General features: G+C 70.2%; 14 protein-coding genes. 4 read left to right on the top strand and 10 right to left on the bottom strand.

All coding sequences use genetic code 11. The features are described from left to right. Positions 1–3 precede the first annotated feature (3 nt). The 3 genes from AACH10_RS19100 to serB all read right to left on the bottom strand — a co-directional run bounded on the left by AACH10_RS19100 (position 4) and on the right by serB (position 4,688). Positions 4–2,334, bottom strand: a complete 2,331-nt coding sequence (locus AACH10_RS19100; protein ID WP_341412078.1) for a sensor domain-containing diguanylate cyclase — start codon at positions 2,332–2,334, stop codon at positions 4–6. 109 nt (positions 2,335–2,443) lie between these two features. After that, entirely contained in the window at positions 2,444–3,805 is a 1,362-nt protein-coding gene (locus tag AACH10_RS19095) for a TrpB-like pyridoxal phosphate-dependent enzyme (RefSeq protein WP_341412077.1), read from the bottom strand. 127 nt (positions 3,806–3,932) lie between these two features. Continuing rightward, complete coding sequence (gene serB / locus AACH10_RS19090) at positions 3,933–4,688, bottom strand: phosphoserine phosphatase SerB (RefSeq protein WP_341412076.1); 756 nt, start codon at positions 4,686–4,688, stop codon at positions 3,933–3,935. Between the two features lie 260 nt (positions 4,689–4,948). On the opposite strand from serB, the gene AACH10_RS19085 reads away from it, so the two are divergent. Continuing rightward, positions 4,949–6,559 (top strand): methyl-accepting chemotaxis protein, encoded by a 1,611-nt coding sequence (locus AACH10_RS19085; RefSeq protein WP_341412075.1) that lies wholly within the window; start codon positions 4,949–4,951, stop codon positions 6,557–6,559. Here the strand turns inward: AACH10_RS19085 and ureG are convergent. The 7 genes from ureG to AACH10_RS19050 all read right to left on the bottom strand — a co-directional run bounded on the left by ureG (position 6,528) and on the right by AACH10_RS19050 (position 11,524). Beyond that, positions 6,528–7,172: an urease accessory protein UreG gene (ureG, locus tag AACH10_RS19080; RefSeq protein WP_341412074.1), complete on the bottom strand. Its 645-nt coding sequence runs from the start codon at positions 7,170–7,172 to the stop codon at positions 6,528–6,530. The two genes, AACH10_RS19085 and ureG, sit on opposite strands and share 32 nt — an antisense overlap. 234 nt (positions 7,173–7,406) lie before the next feature. Beyond that, positions 7,407–8,123, bottom strand: a complete 717-nt coding sequence (locus AACH10_RS19075; protein ID WP_341412073.1) for an urease accessory protein UreF — start codon at positions 8,121–8,123, stop codon at positions 7,407–7,409. Between the two features lie 23 nt (positions 8,124–8,146). Further along, positions 8,147–8,842 (bottom strand): urease accessory protein UreE, encoded by a 696-nt coding sequence (ureE, locus tag AACH10_RS19070; protein WP_341412072.1) that lies wholly within the window; start codon positions 8,840–8,842, stop codon positions 8,147–8,149. Between the two features lie 44 nt (positions 8,843–8,886). Next, positions 8,887–10,614 (bottom strand): urease subunit alpha, encoded by a 1,728-nt coding sequence (gene ureC / locus AACH10_RS19065; RefSeq protein WP_341412071.1) that lies wholly within the window; start codon positions 10,612–10,614, stop codon positions 8,887–8,889. Positions 10,615–10,689: 75 nt separating this feature from the next. Further along, complete coding sequence (locus tag AACH10_RS19060; RefSeq protein ID WP_341412070.1) at positions 10,690–11,001, bottom strand: urease subunit beta; 312 nt, start codon at positions 10,999–11,001, stop codon at positions 10,690–10,692. Positions 11,002–11,026: 25 nt separating this feature from the next. Further along, entirely contained in the window at positions 11,027–11,203 is a 177-nt protein-coding gene (locus AACH10_RS19055; protein WP_341412069.1) for a hypothetical protein, read from the bottom strand. A gap of 18 nt (positions 11,204–11,221) precedes the next feature. Continuing rightward, positions 11,222–11,524, bottom strand: a complete 303-nt coding sequence (locus AACH10_RS19050) for an urease subunit gamma (protein ID WP_341412068.1) — start codon at positions 11,522–11,524, stop codon at positions 11,222–11,224. A gap of 628 nt (positions 11,525–12,152) precedes the next feature. Here AACH10_RS19050 and AACH10_RS19045 point away from each other — a divergent pair. The 3 genes from AACH10_RS19045 to urtA all read left to right on the top strand — a co-directional run bounded on the left by AACH10_RS19045 (position 12,153) and on the right by urtA (position 18,140). After that, positions 12,153–15,641: an ATP-binding protein gene (locus AACH10_RS19045; protein WP_341412067.1), complete on the top strand. Its 3,489-nt coding sequence runs from the start codon at positions 12,153–12,155 to the stop codon at positions 15,639–15,641. A 14-nt stretch (positions 15,642–15,655) separates the two neighbouring features. Then, on the top strand, positions 15,656–16,672 hold the full coding sequence (locus AACH10_RS19040) for a response regulator (RefSeq protein WP_341412066.1): 1,017 nt from the start codon (positions 15,656–15,658) through the stop codon (positions 16,670–16,672). A gap of 196 nt (positions 16,673–16,868) precedes the next feature. Then, a complete protein-coding gene (gene urtA / locus AACH10_RS19035) occupies positions 16,869–18,140 on the top strand; it encodes an urea ABC transporter substrate-binding protein (protein WP_341412065.1) in 1,272 nt (423 codons plus the stop codon). The last annotated feature ends 12 nt before the right edge of the window (positions 18,141–18,152 follow it).

Below are 18,152 nucleotides of genomic sequence, written 5' to 3'. Positions count from 1 at the left end.
CGCTCAGTCGGCCGGGTGGATGCGGTCGCGCCCGCCCTGCTTGGCGGCGTACAGCGCACGGTCGGCGGCGGCCAGCCAGGTCTGGATCGAAGCCCCTCGCTCGGGCACCACGGCCGTGCCGATGCTCACGGTCACGGTGATCTGCTGGCCGTCCCAGGGCACCGGATGGGCCGCCAGGCTGGCGCGCAGGCGCTCCAGCGGCACCAGCGCCTGGGTCACATCCACGCCGTGCAGCAGCAGCGCGAACTCCTCGCCGCCCAGGCGGCCGGCGATGTCCACCTCGCGCGCCACGCCGCGCAAGGCCTCGGCGAAGTGGCGCAGCACCTCGTCGCCGGCCGGGTGGCCGTGGCGGTCGTTGACCTGCTTGAAGTGGTCCAGGTCCAGCATGGCCAGCGTGCACGGGCCGTCGCCGCGGTGGCAGCGTTCCAGCGTGTCCTGCAGCGCGGCCATGAAGGCGCGGCGGTTGAGCAGGCCGGTCAGGCCGTCGGCCACGGCCAGGCGCTGCAACTCGGCCTCGGCATTGCGGCGCGCCTCGTCCAGTTCGCGGGCGCGGATCAGCGCGCCCAGCGTCGTGGTCAGCGGCGTCAGCAGGGCCACCAACTCGTCGTCGTAGCCACCCGGGCGGTTGGCCAGGCCGATCATGCCGGTGACCTGGCCGTCGAAGACGATGGGCATGCCCAGGAAGGTGGAGAGCGGTGGGTGCCCCGGCGGCAGCCCGCGCGCGGCCGGGTGCGGCGCGTCGGGCGCGCTGCGCACCACGGTCTCGTGCGTGATCACGTGGCCGAACAGGTTGTCGAAGTTGTCGAAGTGCAGGTCTCGGCCCTGGCGCTCCAGCATGGCCATGCGGCCGCGCGTGGCGGCGTCCCAGGCCAGGTCGGACACGGCCGGCAGCACCAGGCTGCGCTGGCCGTCCGGCCCTTTGCGCAGGATGCCGATGAAGCCGAACAGGCTCTCGTTCATCGCCAACAGCGGGTCCAGCAGGCGCTTGCTGGCCGCACGCATGTCCTGGTTCAGCAGGAAGCTGGCCTGCACGTCGTTCAGCGCATCCAGCAGCTGGCGCTGGCGCTGGCGCTTGAGCTCGTCGTGCTTCTGCGCCGTCACGTCCATCAGCGTGCCCACCACGCGCTGCGGCATGCCGGCGGCATCGCGCTCGGCCACCTTGCTGTAGCTCTGCACCCACACGTAGTGCCCGTCGCTGTGGCGCACGCGGTAGGCCACCGACTGCTTGCCGTCGCCCAGCGCGGCCAGCTGGCTGCGCATGGTGTCGAGGTAGTGCCGGTCGAGCGGGTGCACGCGCTCCAGCCAGCCCCAGGGCGTGTATTCGTAGTCCTCCAGCCGGTGGCCGATGATCTCGGCCAGGCGGGCATTGATGCTGCCGATGCCGGTGCGCAGGTCGAGGTCGAAGGTGCCGAGCTGGGCCGATTCCACCGCCAGCAACAGGCGGTCCTTGGTGGCGGCGATCGAGGCCTCCAGGCGCTTCTGCCGGGTCTCGTCCACCAGGTAGGCGCACACGCGTCGCGGCTCACCGGGGCGCGGCGACGGCAGCGTGAACGTGCTCTGGCGGATGCAGCGCCCGCCGCTGCCGGCCAGCTGGTAGCTGATCTGCAGCGCCGGCAGCGGGGTTTCCAGGTGGCCGCGCATCGCGTCGGCGAAGCGGCTGCGGTCGTCGGCGTGAATCAGTTGCTCGAAGGGCGTGCCTGCTGCCAGCGCATCGGCGGCGTCCAGGCCGATCACCTCGCGCAGGTTGCCCGAGGTGTAGACCGGCGGCCAGCCGTTGCTGAGTTGCAGCACCACGGCCGCCGTGGGGCCATGCGACAGCAGCTCGGCGTCCATGCGGCGGCGGTGGTGGCGCATGCGCCGTTCGAGGCTGCTGCTGATCAGCACCGCCAGGCGCTGCAGCAGGCCCAGCTCGCGCGGCGTGATGTCCGGGCGCGGGCGGTGGTCCATGATGCACAGCGCGCCGAAGTACACGCCAGCCAGCGATGGCACCGGCACGCCAGCATAGAAGCGCAGCGGCGGATCGGCCTGCAGCAGCGGGTGGTCGTGCCAGCGGGGATCGGCCTGCAGGTCTGGCACGACCAGCGGCGCCTGCTGGGCGATCATCTGCGCGCACAGGCAGTGGCGCATGTCGTTGACCTGCTGGGCAGGACCGTGGGCAGCCAGCACATGCTGGGCGTCGCGGTCGAGCACCGAGATCTGGCAGACCGGCACGTTGAAGAGGCGAGCCATCTCTTCGGTGTGCTGGCGAAGCTCCTCTCGCGGCTTGTCACCCAGGCCACCAGGCAACGAAAGGTTCAGCAGGGTTTGCAGGCGGCGCGACTCGGGGGTGGGCATCGGCACAACGGGTTCATGTCGATCCCCCGAGTCTGGGCCGGCGCCGCGGCGCCGGCACGCGCCGCGGTGTTCAATTTGTGCGTTATTGGCGAATTTGCTTTTTTGGCAATCAGGCCGGCACCGAGGGCAGGCCCGACAGCGCCATGGCCAGCTCTTCCTCGCTGTAGCTCTGGTCACTGAGCTGGCCGGCGAAGTAGCTCTGGTAGGCCGCCATGTCGAAGTGGCCGTGGCCGCACAGGTTGAACAGGATGGTCTCGGCCTTGCCCTCGCGCTTGCAGCGCAGCGCCTCCTCGATGGCGCCCTTGACCGCGTGGTTGGCCTCGGGCGCGGGCACGATGCCCTCGCTGCGCGCGAACAGCACGCCGGCCTCGAAGCAGGCCACCTGGTGGTAAGCCACGGCCTCGATCAGGCCCAGCTCCTTCACATGGCTGACCATCGGCGCCATGCCGTGGTAGCGCAGGCCGCCGGCATGGAAGCCCGGCGGCGTGAAGGTGCTGCCCAGCGTGTGCATCTTGGTCAGCGGCGTCATGTGGCCGGTGTCGCCGAAGTCGTAGGCGTACTTGCCGCGCGTCAGGCTGGGGCAGGCGGCGGGCTCCACCGCCACGATGCGGCGCTTCTTGCCGCCTCTGAGTTGCTGGCCGATGTAGGGGAACGCGATGCCCGCGAAGTTGCTGCCGCCGCCGGTGCAGCCCACCACCACGTCGGGGTCGGCATCGGCCATCTCCATCTGCAGCATGGCCTCCTGGCCGATGATGGTCTGGTGCAGCAGCACATGGTTGAGCACCGAGCCGAGCGCGTATTTGGTGTCGTCGTTCGTCGCGGCGATCTCCACCGCCTCGCTGATGGCGATGCCCAGCGAGCCGGGGTGATCGGGCCGCTCGGCCAGCACGCGGCGGCCGTACTGGGTTTCGTTGCTGGGGCTGGCGATGCAGCGGGCGCCGTAGGTCTCCATCACGGCGCGGCGGTAGGGCTTCTGGTCGTAGCTCACCCGCACCTGGAACACCTTGACCTCCAGGCCGAACAGCTGGCCGGCAAAGCTCAAGCTGGTGCCCCACTGGCCGGCGCCGGTCTCGGTGGTGAGCTTCCTGATGCCGGCCTGGGCGTTGTACCAGGCCTGCGGAATGGCGGTGTTGGGCTTGTGGCTGCCGGCAGGCGACACGCCTTCGTACTTGTAGAAGATCTTGGCCGGCGTGCCCAAGGCCTTTTCGAGCCGGTGGGCGCGGTACAGCGGCGCCGGGCGCCACAGCCTGAACACCTCGCGCACCGGCTCGGGGATGGCGATCTCGCGCTCGGTGGACACCTCCTGCAGGATCAGTTCCATCGGGAACAGCGGCGCCAGGTCATCGGGGCCCACCGGCTGCATCGTGCCGGGGTGCAGCACGGCCGGCGCCGGCACCGGCAGGTCGGCGGCGATGTTGTACCAGTGGGTGGGCATCCGGCTCTCGTCGAGCAGGAACTTGGTCTGCGGCATGGGCGGTCTCCTGGCGTTGGGGTGAACGAAGGGGTTCAACCCATGCTAGGCCCGCATCGGGGGGATGCCGTGTCCTGATTTGCCCGGAGCCGCCGGGCCGCACTGACCTGGATCAGGTGCGTGCGGATCAGGGCCGCAGGATCTCCAGCGCGCGGTCCATGCCGCCCGACTCGATGGACACCATGGCCTGCTCGCGCACGGCCGGCTTGCCGTGGAAGCCGATCGACAGGCCGGCGGCGCCCATCATCGGCAGGTCGTTGGCGCCATCGCCCACGGCGATGGCCTGCGCGGCGTCGATGCCCATCAGCTCGCACACCTCCAGCAGCACGCGGCGCTTTTCGGCGCCGTCGCAAATGTCGCCCCAGGGGCGGTCCTGCAGCGTGCCGGTGAGGCGGCCGTTGTAGACGCCCAGCGTGTTGGCGCGGGCGAAGTCCAGGCCCAGGCGCTGGCGGATGCGCTCGCTGAAGAAGGTGAAGCCGCCCGACACCAGCAGCGTCTTGAGCCCGGCCGCCTGGCAGGCCCGCACGAAGGTCTCGACGCCGGGGTTGAGCTGCAGGCGCTCGTCCACCACCTGCTGCATGGCACTGACCGGCACGCCGGCCAGCAGCGCCACGCGGCGGCGCAGGCTGTCCTTGTAGTCGGTGATCTCGCCGCGCATCGCGGCCTCGGTGATTTCGGCCACCTCGTCGCGGCGGCCGGCGGCGGCGGCGATCTCGTCCACGCACTCGATGTTGATCAGCGTGGAGTCCATGTCGAAGGCCACCAGCCGGTAGTCGGCCAGGCGCAGCGGCGCCTGGATGCCGCGGATGAACAGGCCGGGGGTGAACTCGTGGGCGGCCGCAGCAGCAGGCGCGGCGGCGGGGGCAGGAATGGACTGGGACATGGCGGCGCGGATGTTACCCGCGCCACCCTGGCCGGGCGGGCGTGGCCGGGCGGGCGTGGCCGGGCGGGCGTGGCCGGACGGTCGGGACCGTATTCGGCCATGGCGAACGGGTTCGTGCGATGACGCACAGTTGTGGGGCATTCTTGACCTGGGATGGGTCACGCGTCTCAAGATGCCCCAGGCTGGGGCCGAGAACGCTGGCAACCCCACTGGCCGGCCGCACCGATGTACCGTGCGGGGCCGCGTGGTGCGGAGTGCCCATGCAGTACCTCGATCCTGGCCTCGCGGCCGAGCCCAGCCGCGTGCACCGTGTCCTGAACCATGTCTCGATCCGCGTGAAGCTGGCGGCGCTGGCGGCCATCAGTGCGCTGGTGATGCTGGTGCTGGCGGGCTGGCAGGGCTGGCAGACCTACCAGACGGCCTACGAGGCACGCAAGACCGCCATCCGCCAGCAGGTGGAGACGGCGGCCTCGCTGCTGCGCTGGGCGCATGGCCTGGAGGCCGCCGGCACCGTGGGCCGGGCCCAGGCGCAGCAATTGGCCATCCAGGCCATCCGCGGCCTGCGCTATGGCGGCCAGGAGTACTTCTGGATCAACGACATGGCGCCGCGCGTGGTGCTGCACCCGATCAAGCCGGCGCTGGAAGGGCAGGACGTCAGCGGGCTGAAGGACCCCGAGGGCAATGCGCTGTTCGTGCGCTTCGTCGAGACGGTGCGGCGCCAGCAGGCCGGCTACGTGCCCTATCTGTGGCCCAAGCCGGGCCAGGACCAGCCGGTGGAGAAGCTGTCCTACGTGGCCGGCTTCGCGCCCTGGGGCTGGGTGATCGGCAACGGGCTGTACATGGACGACCTGCGTGCCGAGCTGTGGCAGCACCTGCGCGCCACGGCGGTGTGGCTGGCGGCGGCGGTGGGCGTGCTGCTGCTGGTGCTGCACCTGGTGTACGCCTCGATCACGCGCGGGCTGGACAAGGCGGCGCGCGTGGCGCGGGCCATCGCCGCCGGCGACGTGAGCCAGGACATCCTGCTGGTCGGCTCGGACGAGATCGGCGACCTGATCCGCGAGATGAAGCGCATGAGCGACCGGCTCAACGAGACCATGGGCGAGGTGCACGAGGCCGCCGCGCTGCTGGCCCGCTCGAGCGGCGAGATCGCCGAGGCCAACCAGGACCTGAGCGGCCGCACCGAGCGCACCGCGGCCAACCTGCAGCAGGCTGCCGCCAGCCTGGGCCAGCTGACCGGCTCGGTGCAGGGCAATGCCCAGGCGGCCCGGCGCGCCCAGGGCACGGCTGACCAGGCCAGCGCGGTGGCCGGCGAGGGCGGCGCCATCGTCGGCCAGGCGGTGGGCGCGATGGACGACATCCAGCAGGCGGCGCACCGCATCTCGGCCATCATCGGCACCATCGACGGCATCGCCTTCCAGACCAACATCCTGGCGCTGAACGCGGCGGTGGAAGCCGCCCGCGCCGGCGAGCAGGGCCGCGGCTTTGCCGTGGTGGCCGGCGAGGTGCGGGCGCTGGCCCAGCGCAGTGCCGAGGCCGCGCGCGAGATCAAGGCGCTGATCCAGACCTCGGTAGCGCGCACCGGCGCCGGCGCGGCCATGGTGCAGCAGGCCGGAGGCACCATGGACCGCGTGGTGGCCTCGGTGCAGGAGGTGAATGCGCTGATCGCCGACATCACCCAGGCCAGCATGCAGCAGGGCGAGGGCATCGTGCGCATCAACGATGCGGTGGCTCAGCTCGACCAGATGACGCAGCAGAACGCCGCGCTGGTGGACCAGAGCGCCGCCGCCGCGCAAAGCCTGCGCGAGCAGGCCGCGCGCCTGACCCAGGCCGTGCAGCGCTTCAAGCTGTCAGCAGCCCCTTGCGCTCGATGAAGCCCACCACTTCGGCCAGGCCGGCCTGGGTGCGCAGGTTGGTCATCACGTAGGGCTTGTTCGGGCGCATGCGCTTCGTGTCGGCCTCCATCACCGACAGGTCGGCGCCGACATAGGTCGCCAGGTCGGTCTTGTTGATCACGAACAGGTCGCTCTTGGTGATGCCCGGGCCGCCCTTGCGCGGGATCTTCTCGCCGGCGGCCACGTCGATGACGTAGATCGTCAGGTCGCTGAGCTCGGGGCTGAAGGTGGCGGCCAGGTTGTCGCCGCCGCTCTCGATGAAGACGATGTCGGCATCGGGAAACTTGGCCAGCATGCGGTCCACGGCCTCGAGGTTGATCGACGCGTCTTCGCGGATGGCGGTGTGCGGGCAGCCGCCGGTTTCCACGCCCATGATGCGTTCGGGGTCCAGCGCGCCGGCCACGGTGAGCAGGCGCTGGTCTTCCTTGGTGTAGATGTCGTTGGTGACGACCACGAGATCCCACTTCTCGCGCATCGTCTTGCACAGCATCTCGACCAGGGTGGTCTTGCCCGAGCCCACCGGCCCGCCCACGCCCACGCGCAGTGGCGGCAGTTTCTTGGTGCGACGGGGAATGCTGTGCAGTGGGGTCATGGCAAGTGGCCTGTGAATGGTGCACATGCACCAGCAACGATCATGCCGCCTGCCGGGAAGAAGGTGCGCACCCCGGACATGGCGTTTCTGCGAGAGACAGGAGGGAGGAGGGAGGAAGCCCAGGCAGAACCCGCCACTACCGGGGGAGGACGGCCCCGGGGTGCGCAGGAGTGACTGTGCGCGCTGCGGGTTGCTGGGGCCTTGCCCGATGTTGCTGCTGTGTAGCGCCCCGGCTCAGGAGCGGAACAGGCGTGAGTACTGCGCCTCGTGGCGGGCCGACAGGATGGCCAGCATCGGCGTGAAGCCGAAGCGGCCGGCATCGCCCCGCGTGGCGGTGTCAATGGCCGCATCCACCGTGGCCGGCAGCGCATCGGCCAGGGCCGACAGCAGGCGCTGGCCGGCGCTCTGGCCCAGCGGCACGGCCTTGATGGCGGCCTGCACCATGTTCTCGCACCAGCCGAAGCCGAAGGCCAGCAGCGCCTCGCGCAGCGGCGCGCCGGTGACGGCGGCGGCCAGCGCAAAGGCCACCGGCCAGGTGGGGGCCGGTGCCAGCGCGGCCAGCGTGGCCACGCGCGCATCGTCGGGCCGGCGCTGGCGCAGCCAGTCGGTCAGCGAGCGGCCCATCTGCTCGGCCTGCTGGCGCAGCTCGCTGCTCTCGCGGGTGTGGATGAACCAGTCGTTCAGCTCGGTGACGCGCGCGGCGTCATGCCGGTCCCAGGCGCGCCAGGCCGACGCCACCAGCGGGCCGTCGGCGCGGCCCAGCACCAGGGCCAGCTGGCCCAGCAGCCACTGCCGGGCCTGGGCCTCGTTCGTGACATGGCCGTGGTCGACCGCGGCCTCCAGGCCCTCGGAATAACTGAAGCCGCCCACCGGCAGCGCCGGCGAGGCCAGCCACATCAGCTGCAGCAGGGCCGGCGCGGGCAGGGCGGCGGGCGCGGGGCGTTGGCGCATCGGGACGCGGCGGGCGAGGGCGCTCAGTGGTCGTGCTGGCAGCCGGGGCCGTGCACGTGGCCGTGGCCGTGACCATGACCGTGCGCGTGGTCATGGCTGTGATCGTGCCCGCAGCCGGGGCCATGCACATGCGGCGCGGGCGCGGCGCTGACGCCGATCGCCGCCAGCGCGGCGCGGCCCTTGGCCGGGGCGTGGTCATGGCTGTGGGCATGGCCGTGATCGTGGTCATGCGCATGGCCATGGTCGTGTCCGTGGCCATGCCCGCCGCCGCCATAGGCGCCACCCTCGGGCTCGAAGCCGGCTTGCGCCTCGGTCACGATCAGGTGCTGCTGGCGCAGCATGTCGGCCAGCACATGGTCGGGTTCGAGCTTCAGGTGGTCGGGCTGCAGTTCCAGCGCCACATGGCGGTTGCCCAGGTGGTAGGCGGCGCGCAGCAGGTCGAAGGGCGTGCCGTGCTCGCTGCAGTGGCGCACCACCAGCACCGGCTGCGGCGCGGCGTTCACCTTCACCAGCGAGCCGTCTTCGGCCACCAGCACATCACCACCGCGCACCAGCGTGCCGCGCGGCAGGAACACGCCGATCTGCCGGCCCTGGCTGTCGGTGGCCTCGAAGCGGCTTTTCTGCCGCACGTCCCAGTCGAGTTCAACGGTGGCGGCGCGCTTGACCAGCACGCTGGCCAGGCCGCGGCCCTGGGGAATGAGTTTGTTGACGGTGAGCATGGCGGCATTGTCGCGGCAGCCACGTGCCGCCGCCCGGGCCAGGGTCAGAACAGGAAGTACTTCTGCGCCATCGGCAGCACGGTGGCCGGCTCGCAGGTGAGCAGCTGGCCGTCGGCGCGCACCTCGTAGGTCTGGGCGTCGATCTCCATCACCGGCATGGCGTTGTTCAGCAGCATGTCGGTCTTCTTCACCGTGCGGCAGTCGCGCACCGCCGACAGGTGGCGGGCCAGACCGTAGCTCTCGGCGGCACCGCTGGCCAGGGCCGAGCGGCTGACGAAGCTGATGGATCCCGTGCCCACCGCCTTGCCGAAGCTGCCGAACATCGGCCGGTAGTGCACCGGCTGGGGCGTGGGGATGCTGGCGTTGGGGTCGCCCATGGCCGCGGCGGCGATGAAGCCACCCTTGACGATGACGCTGGGCTTGACGCCGAAGAAGGCCGGGCGCCACAGCACCAGGTCGGCCCACTTGCCCGAGCGGATCGAGCCCACCTCGTGCGCGATGCCGTTGGCCAGCGCCGGGTTGATCGTGTACTTGGCGATGTAGCGCTTGATGCGCTGGTTGTCGTTGCGCGACGAGTCGCCGGCCAGCGCGCCGCGCTGGGCCTTCATCTTGTGCGCCGTCTGCCAGGTGCGGATGATGACCTCGCCCACGCGGCCCATGGCCTGGCTGTCGCTGCTCATCATGCTGATGGCACCCAGGTCGTGCAGCACGTCCTCGGCGGCGATGGTCTCGCGGCGGATGCGGCTTTCGGCGAAGGCCAGGTCCTCGGCGATGCTGGCATCGAGGTGGTGGCAGACCATCAGCATGTCCAGGTGCTCGTCCACCGTGTTGGCGGTGTAGGGCATCGTGGGGTTGGTGCTGCTGGGCAGGAAGTTGGCCTCGCCCACCACGCGCAGGATGTCGGGGGCATGGCCGCCGCCCGCGCCTTCGGTGTGGAAGGCGCACAGCGTGCGGCCCTTGGTGGCGGCCACGGTGTCTTCGACGAAGCCGCTCTCGTTGAGCGTGTCGCTGTGGATGGACACCTGGGTGTCGGTGACCTCGGCCACGCCCAGGCAGCTGTCGATGGCGCTCGGCGTGGTGCCCCAGTCCTCGTGCAGCTTCAGGCCGATGGCGCCGGCTTCGATCTGCTGCAGCAGGGCTTCGGGGCGGCTGGCGTTGCCTTTGCCCAGGAAGCCCAGGTTCATCGGGAAGGCCTCGGCCGCCAGCAGCATGCGGCGGATGTTCTCGGGCCCCGGCGTGCAGGTGGTGGCGAAGGTGCCGGTGGCCGGCCCGGTGCCGCCGCCCAGCATGGTGGTGACGCCCGACATCAGCGCCTCTTCGATCTGCTGCGGGCAGATGAAGTGGATGTGGCTGTCGATGCCGCCGGCGGTGACGATCATGCCTTCGGCCGACAGGATCTCGGTGCCGGGGCCGATGACGAGATCGATGCCCGGCTGCACATCGGGGTTGCCGGCCTTGCCGATGCCGACGATGCGCGAGCCCTTGATGCCGATGTCGGCCTTGACGATGCCCCAGTGGTCGACGATCACCGCGTTGGTGATCACCAGATCACAGGCCTCGCGCAGGCCGGGGCCGTTGGGCACCTGGCTTTGGCCCATGCCGTCGCGGATGGTCTTGCCGCCGCCGAACTTGACCTCTTCGCCATAGCCGCCGGCACGCAGTGTCAGGTCGTCCTCGACCTCGAGGATCAGGCCGGTGTCGGCCAGGCGCAGGCGGTCGCCCACGGTGGGGCCGAACATCTCGGCATAGGCGCGGCGGTGGATGGTCGCCATGTCAGGCCCGCCCGGCCGCCCGAAGGGCCTGAGTCGCCCCCTCGGGGGGCAGTGAACGAAGTGAGCGTGGGGGCATCATGTTGAGAGTTTTCCCTGGATGAGGCCGCGGAAGCCGTAGACGGTGCGGTTGCCGGCGTAGTCCACCAGTTCCACAGTGCGTTGCTGGCCGGGCTCGAAGCGCACGGCCGTGCCGCTGGCGATGTTCAGGCGCATGCCACGGGCGGCCTCGCGGTCGAACTGCAGCGCGCCGTTGGTCTCGGCAAAGTGGTAATGGCTGCCCACCTGGATGGGCCGGTCGCCGCTGTTCTGCACCGTGACGGTGAGGGTGCGGCGGCCGGGATTGAGTTCGAGCTCGCCCTCGTCGGTGAGCAGTTCGCCAGGGATCATGCGCAGCGGCTCCGGGGTGAGGGGGTCAGCGGCGGCGGTCGCCGAGGTAGACGACGGCGGCCACGGCCACACCGGCCAGCCACAGCAGGGCGTCGCCGGCATGCCAGTGGCTGGCGCCGGGCAGGCCATGGCCGTCATGCGCCAGGGCGGTGAGCGTGGTGCAGGCCAGCAGGCTGGCGGCGGTGAGTCGCTTGAACATCATGGCGTGTCGCTCCGGCACTCAGGCAATGGGTTGATGCACGGTCACCAGCTTGGTGCCGTCGGGGAAGGTGGCTTCCACCTGGATCTCGGGAATCATCTCGGCCACACCCTCCATCACGTCGCTGCGGGCGAGCACGGTCTTGCCTTCACTCATCAGCGCGGCCACGGTCTTGCCGTCGCGGGCGCCTTCCATGATGGCGGCCGTGATCAGGGCCACCGCCTCGGGGTGGTTGAGCTTCAGGCCACGTGCCTTGCGCCGCTCAGCCAGCAAGGCAGCGGTGAAGATCAGCAGTTTGTCTTTCTCGCGGGGGGTGAGGTCCATGGCAGCGTGCTTTGCATGATTGGTGCCATGTGATTCTTGCCGGTTTTGAGTTCGGCCTGCCATGCATGCTGAGACCGAGCGGCCTCGGGGCGGCCGGGCCTGGGGTGGGGCTCAACTGCTTGGCCCACGGCTTTGCCGTGGGCTTCCCTGCGCTGCTCAGCCGGGTGGCTGGTGCGGCGCAACTCCCGCCGCTCGCTCACGCTCGCTGTGGTCGGACAAGCGCCGCAAGTCAGTTGTCGATGTGCGCCTCTCGGCGCACCGCCACCCGGCCTGCGCTGCTCGGCGGCGCAGATTCACCCCACCCCAGGCCCGGCCGCCCCGAGGCAGACGCACCACGCGGTGCGGGGCGTCGTTTTCCTCGGCAAGCGGAAATGTGTCGGGCCGAGGACGCCGGGTGGCCGGGTGGCGTAGGTAAAAGGGGGAGGGCCGAAGGCCCGGAGGACACGGAGCCAGCCGGCCACCCGGTGGCCTCGGCCTCGCACAGGAAGCGGCAGGCCCACATTGGTAGCACAGCTTCGGTGCCAACCGGCGCCGCTGCATTGAATCGGTGCGTGAATGCGCTTGAGTGGTGCGCATGCGGCAAATGGCACCGTCCCAGTGCGGGCGCGATTCTTGATGGGGCACAGGCATGCATTCCGCGCCCCCCGCCGCGCCACCGCAGCAAGTGGTCACCTTCCGACGCGACTACAACCGCTGGGTGGCCAGCGAGACGCTGGAAGACTATGCGCTGCGCTTCACCCCCCGCGCGTTCCGCAAGTGGAGCGAATGGCGCGTGGCCAACACCGCGTTCGGTGCGGCCTCGTTCCTGATCCTGGAGGCCGTGGGCGCCACGCTGCTGGTGCAGCACGGCTTCATGAACGCCGCGCTCGCCATCCTGGCCACCGGGCTGATCATCTTCCTGGCCGGCCTGCCGATCAGCGTGTACGCCGCGCGTTACGGTGTGGACATGGACCTGCTCACCCGCGGCGCCGGCTTCGGGTACCTGGGCAGCACCATCACCAGCCTCATCTACGCCAGCTTCACCTTCATCTTCTTCGCGCTCGAGGCCGCGGTGATGGCCTACGCGCTGGAACTGGCCTTCGACATCCCGCCGGCCTGGGGCTACGGCCTGTGTGCACTGGTCGTGATCCCGCTGGTCACGCATGGCGTCACGGTGATCAGCCGGCTGCAGGTGTGGACCCAGCCGCTGTGGCTGCTGATGCTGGTGCTGCCCTTTGCCGTGCTGCTGGTGCGCTCGCCGGGTGAACTGGCTGGGCTCACCCGTTCGGCCGGCGTGTCGGGGCATTCGGGCTTTCACTGGCTGGACTTCGGCGCCGCGCTCACCGTGGGCATTGCGCTGATCACGCAGATGGGTGAGCAGGCCGACTACCTGCGCTTCATGCCCGAGAAGAAGCCCGGCCGCGCCGCCCACTGGTGGGCCGGCACGCTGCTGGGCGGGCCGGGCTGGGTGATCGTGGGCGTGGCCAAGATGCTGGCCGGCGTGGTGCTGGCCTGGCTGGCGCTGCAGCACATGGTGCCGGCCGAGCGCGCGGTCGATCCCAACCAGATGTACCTGGCGGCCTGGGAGTACGTGTTCCCCAACTACAGCTGGGCCGTGGCGGCCACCGCGCTGTTCGTGCTGGTGTCGCAGCTCAAGATCAACGTCACCAACGCCTATGCCGGCAGCCTGGCCTGGAGCAACTTCTTCTCGCGCGTGACCCACAGCCACCCCGGCCGCGTGGTGTGGGTGGTGTTCAACACCGCCATCGCCCTGGTGCTGATGGAGATGAACGTGTTCCAGGCGCTGGGCCATGTGCTGGGCCTGTTCAGCAACATCGCCATCGCCTGGATCATGGCCGTGGTGGCCGATCTGGTGATCAACAAGCCGCTGGGCCTGAGCCCACCGGGCATCGAGTTCCGCCGCGCCCACCTGCACGACATCAACCCGGTGGGCGTGGGCGCGATGGGCATCGCCTCGGTGGCCAGCGTGGCGGCGCACCTGGGCGCCTTCGGGCCGGGGCCGCAGGCCTTCTCGGCCATGATCGCGCTGGCCGTGGCCATGGTGGCGTCGCCGCTGATCGCCTGGGCCACCGGCGGGCGCTTCTACATCGCCCGCCGCACCCGCGCCGCCCGTGCCGTGCAGGCCGCCGCCGATGGCGACGGCCGCTATCTGGGGGCGGCCACGCTGCGCCGCTGCGTGGTGTGCGAGCGCGATTACGAGCCCGAGGACATGGCCGCCTGCCCGGCCTATGGCGGCCTGATCTGCAGCCTGTGCTGCACGCTGGACGCGCGCTGCGACGACCTGTGCAAGCCCCAGGGCCGCCTGGCCTGGCAATGGGGCCGGCTGCTCGAGCGCCTGCTGCCGGCCGCCGCCGCGCCCATGCTGCGCCGCGGCCTGGCCGACTACCTGCTGCTGATGGGCCTGGTGCTGCCGGCGCTGGCGCTGCTGTTCGGCGTGCTGTATGCGCTGGGCCAGCGCTCGCTGGCCACGGCCGATGCGCTGAGCGCCGCCGCCGTGGCACCGCTGCTGCGCAGCGGCCTGCTGCAGGTGTTCTTCGTGGTGCTGCTGATCGCCGGCATGGCCTGCTGGTGGCTGGTGCTGGCGCACCGCAGCCGCGAGGCCGCGCAGCAGGAAAGCCGGCGCCAGACCCAGGCTCTGCACCGCCAGGCCATCACCTTGCGCCACGAGATCGAATCGCACCGCCGCACCGACGCCCAGCTGCAGCAGGCCAAGGCCAGCGCCGATGCCGCCAACCAGGCCAAGAGCCGCTACATCACCACCATCAGCCACGAGCTGCGCACGCCGCTGAACGGCATCCTGGGCTATGCCCAGCTGCTGGAAGACGACCCGGCCGTGCCCGAGCACCGGCGCGATGCGGTCAAGGTCATCCGCCGCGGCGGCGACCACCTGCTGAGTCTGATCGAGGGCACGCTGGACATTGCCCGCATCGAGAGCGGCCGCCTGGCGCTGGAGGCCGCGCCGATGCGCTTTGCCGACGGCATGGACGAGCTGGCGCACCTGATCGAGCCGCAGGCCGTGGCGCGCGGCCTGCGCTTCGTGCACACGCGCAGCGGCACGCTGCCGGCCCTGGTGCGCGCCGATGAAAAGCGGCTGCGCCAGATCCTCATCAACCTGCTGGGCAATGCGGTGAAGTTCACCCGCGCCGGCGAGGTGCGATTTCGCGTCGACTATGCGCGCGAGATGGCGCGCTTCGAGATCGAGGACACCGGCCCGGGCATGGATGCCGACGAGTTGCAGCGCGTGTTCGAGCCCTTCCAGCGCGGCAGCGCGGCCGGCGGCAATGCGGCCGGCGGCACCGGCCTGGGTCTGACCATCGCGCGCATGCTCACCGAGCTGATGGGCGGCGAGATGACGGTGGACAGCACGCCGGGGCAGGGCACGCGCTTCACCGTGCGCCTGTACCTGCCCGAGCTGCGCACTGACGCTGCGGCCGAGGCCGCCGGCGCGCTGGCCCACATGCGCCGGCCGGTGGGCTACCGCGGTGAACGCCGCCGCATCCTGGTGGTGGACAACGAGGAAGCCGACCGCCGCCTGGTGGCCGACCGTCTGGCACCGCTGGGCTTCACGCTGCACCAGGCGGCCAGCGGCGAAGAGGCGCTGGCCTTCCTGGCCGTCGAGCGGGTGGACGCCATCTTCCTCGACCTGGCCATGCCTGGCATCGATGGTTGGACCACGCTGCGCCGGCTGCGCAGCCAGGGCCTGAGCAACGCGCCGGCCGCCATCGTCTCGGCCAATGCCTTCGACAAGGGCCTGGAGAACGACCTGGGCATCACGCCGCAGGACTTCCTGGTCAAGCCGGTGCGCATGGCCGAGCTGCTGCAGTGGCTGCAGCAGCGCCTGGGCGTGGACTGGCTGAGCGCGCCCGAGGCGGCGGCGGCCGCGGCACCGCCGACGGAAGACCGGGCGCTGTTGCCCCCGCCGGCCGAGGCGCTGCGTGCGCTGGACGACCTGGTGCGCCTGGGCTACCTGCGCGGCATCCAGAAGAAGCTGGACGCCATCGAGGCCGAGCACCCGGCCAGCGCCGGCTTCGTGGCGCGGCTGCGCGAGCTGGCGCGGCGCTTCCAGCTCGACAGCGTGCAGCAGATCATCCGCACGGCGCTGGCGCGCGCCGGCTGAGGACAATGCGGCCCATGACTGCGCACGATTCCGACAGCCTGGCCTCGGCCGGCGCCATGCCGCTGGACGGCGACCTGGTGCTGATCGTCGACGACCAGCCCGACAACCTGGCCGTGTTGCACGACGCACTGGACGAGGCCGGCTACACCGTGCTGGTGGCCACCGATGGCGCCAGCGCGCTGCAGCGCGCGCTGGCCGCGCAGCCCGACATCGTGCTGCTGGACGCGATGATGCCGGGCATGGACGGCTTCGAGGTGGCGCGGCGGCTGAAGGCCGAGGCCGAGACCGCGCCCATCCCGATCGTGTTCATGACCGCGCTGACCGAGACCGAACATGTGGTGGCGGCCTTCGGTGCCGGCGGCGCCGATTACGTCACCAAGCCCATCCAGCCGCGCGAGGTGCTGGCGCGCATCGCCGCCCACCTGCAGACGGCCAAGGCGCAGCGCCAGGCGCGCAATGCGCTCGATGCCTTCGGCCATGCCACGCTGGTGCTGCGCGCCGACGATGGCCGCCTGGTGTGGCAGACGCCGCTGGCCCGCCGCCTGCTGCGCGACCACTTCGGCAGCGAGGGGCCGTATGCGCCCACGCCGATGATCGACTGGCTGCGGCGCAGCGTGGCCACGCTGGGCGCCGCGGCGGCCGAGGCGGTGCCGCCGCTGGTCAGTGTGCGCGGCGGCCGGCGCCTGACGCTGAAGCTGCACGCGCTGACCGAGGCGGGCGATGGCGGCGCCGAGCCCGGCGGCGAGGGCAGTGAGGCCGCCGATGGCGAATGGCTGATCGTGGCCAGCGAGAGCAACGACGCCGCCACCATCGAGGCCATGGTGCAGGCCTTCAAGGTCACGGCCCGCGAGGCCGAGGTGCTCTACTGGGTGGCCAAGGGCAAGACCAACCGCGACATCGGCGACATCCTGGGCACCAGCCCGCGCACCATCACCAAGCACATGGAGCACATCCTGCCCAAGCTGGGCGTGGAAACGCGAACCGCCGCTGCAGGCATGGTGCTGCAGCGGCTGGGCCGCTTGCTGGGCTGAGGGACTTCACGCGCCTCCCCATACGGCATCCAGCCGTTTCCATCAGCGGCCTGCCGAGCCTTGACCACCTTGCCGTGGTGCGCCGTTGGCCCGGCATACGCAGGGTGTCGTATGGCCCGAATGCGGCCGCGTCGCGAGACTTCACTCCAGCCGATCAACCCGGGTGCAGTCACCCAACGGAGCAGGAGAAAGTCCGATGTCCTTCAACCGTCGCCAGTTCAGCGCCACCTTTGGCGCCGTGGCCCTTGCCGCCAGCCTGACCAGCCTGGGCGCCCATGCCCAGGACACCATCAAGGTGGGCGTGCTGCATTCGCTGTCGGGCACGATGGCGATCTCGGAAACCGTGCTGAAGGACACCGTCCTGATGGCCATCGACGAGATCAACGCCAAGGGCGGTGTGCTGGGCAAGAAGCTGGAGCCGGTGGTGGTGGACCCAGCCTCGAACTGGCCGCTGTTCGCCGAGAAGGCGCGCCAGCTGATCAGCAAGGACAAGGTGGCCGTGACCTTCGGCTGCTGGACCTCGGTGAGCCGCAAGTCGGTGCTGCCGGTGTACGAAGAGCTGAACAGCCTGCTGTTCTACCCCGTGCAGTACGAGGGTGAAGAGCTCAGCAAGAACGTGTTCTACACCGGCGCCGCGCCGAACCAGCAGGCCATTCCCGCCGTGGAATACCTGATGAGCAAGGACGGCGGCAGCGCCAAGCGCTTCGTGCTGCTGGGCACCGACTACGTGTACCCGCGCACCACCAACAAGATCCTGAAGGCCTTCCTGAAGTCCAAGGGCATCGCCGACGCCGACATCATGGAGGACTACACCCCCTTCGGCCACTCGGACTACCAGAGCATCATCGCCAAGATCAAGAAGTTCGCTTCCGAAGGCAAGAAGACCGCCGTGGTGTCGACGATCAACGGCGACTCCAACGTGCCCTTCTACAAGGAACTCGGCAACCAGGGCCTGAAGGCGACCGACGTGCCGGTGGTGGCCTTCTCGGTGGGCGAAGAGGAACTGCGCGGCGTGGACACCAAGCCGCTGGTGGGCCACCTGGCCGCCTGGAACTACTTCATGAGCATCAAGAGCCCGGCCAACACCGAGTTTGTGAAGAAGTGGAGCGACTACGCCAAGGCCAAGGGCATTGCCGGCCACAAGGACAAGCCGCTGACCAATGACCCGATGGAGGCCACCTACATCGGCATCATGATGTGGAAGCAGGCCGTCGAGAAGGCCAAGAGCACCGACACCGACAAGGTCATCGCCGCGATGGCCGGCCAGACCTTCCCGGCCCCGGGCGGCTTCATGTCCACGATGGACAAGGAGAACCACCACCTGCACAAGCCGGTGTTCATCGGCGAGATCAAGGCCGACGGCCAGTTCAACGTGGTGTGGAAGACCAAGGGCCCGGTCGTGGCCGACCCCTGGAGCGACTACATCCCCGAGAACAAGGGCAAGAAGAACGTTCCTGAGAAGAAGTAAGGCCCCCGGCGC

This window comes from Pseudaquabacterium inlustre (assembly GCF_038066595.1).
GTDB lineage: Bacteria > Pseudomonadota > Gammaproteobacteria > Burkholderiales > Burkholderiaceae_C > Pseudaquabacterium > Pseudaquabacterium inlustre.
The sequence above is the reverse complement of the archived record's forward strand: the minus strand, read 5'-3'. Positions and strand labels throughout refer to the sequence as shown.

Excerpts from the sequence above, each read along its gene's own strand:
- AACH10_RS19100 (WP_341412078.1), bottom strand. The coding sequence starts at position 2,334 with ATGCCCACCCCCGAGTCGCGCCGCCTGCAAACCCTGCTGAACCTTTCG.
- AACH10_RS19095 (WP_341412077.1), bottom strand. The coding sequence starts at position 3,805 with ATGCCGCAGACCAAGTTCCTGCTCGACGAGAGCCGGATGCCCACCCAC.
- serB (WP_341412076.1), bottom strand. The coding sequence starts at position 4,688 with ATGTCCCAGTCCATTCCTGCCCCCGCCGCCGCGCCTGCTGCTGCGGCC.
- AACH10_RS19085 (WP_341412075.1), top strand. The coding sequence starts at position 4,949 with ATGCAGTACCTCGATCCTGGCCTCGCGGCCGAGCCCAGCCGCGTGCAC.
- ureG (WP_341412074.1), bottom strand. The coding sequence starts at position 7,172 with ATGACCCCACTGCACAGCATTCCCCGTCGCACCAAGAAACTGCCGCCA.
- AACH10_RS19075 (WP_341412073.1), bottom strand. The coding sequence starts at position 8,123 with ATGCGCCAACGCCCCGCGCCCGCCGCCCTGCCCGCGCCGGCCCTGCTG.
- ureE (WP_341412072.1), bottom strand. The coding sequence starts at position 8,842 with ATGCTCACCGTCAACAAACTCATTCCCCAGGGCCGCGGCCTGGCCAGC.
- ureC (WP_341412071.1), bottom strand. The coding sequence starts at position 10,614 with ATGGCGACCATCCACCGCCGCGCCTATGCCGAGATGTTCGGCCCCACC.
- AACH10_RS19060 (WP_341412070.1), bottom strand. The coding sequence starts at position 11,001 with ATGATCCCTGGCGAACTGCTCACCGACGAGGGCGAGCTCGAACTCAAT.
- AACH10_RS19055 (WP_341412069.1), bottom strand. The coding sequence starts at position 11,203 with ATGATGTTCAAGCGACTCACCGCCGCCAGCCTGCTGGCCTGCACCACG.
- AACH10_RS19050 (WP_341412068.1), bottom strand. The coding sequence starts at position 11,524 with ATGGACCTCACCCCCCGCGAGAAAGACAAACTGCTGATCTTCACCGCT.
- AACH10_RS19045 (WP_341412067.1), top strand. The coding sequence starts at position 12,153 with ATGCATTCCGCGCCCCCCGCCGCGCCACCGCAGCAAGTGGTCACCTTC.
- AACH10_RS19040 (WP_341412066.1), top strand. The coding sequence starts at position 15,656 with ATGACTGCGCACGATTCCGACAGCCTGGCCTCGGCCGGCGCCATGCCG.
- urtA (WP_341412065.1), top strand. The coding sequence starts at position 16,869 with ATGTCCTTCAACCGTCGCCAGTTCAGCGCCACCTTTGGCGCCGTGGCC.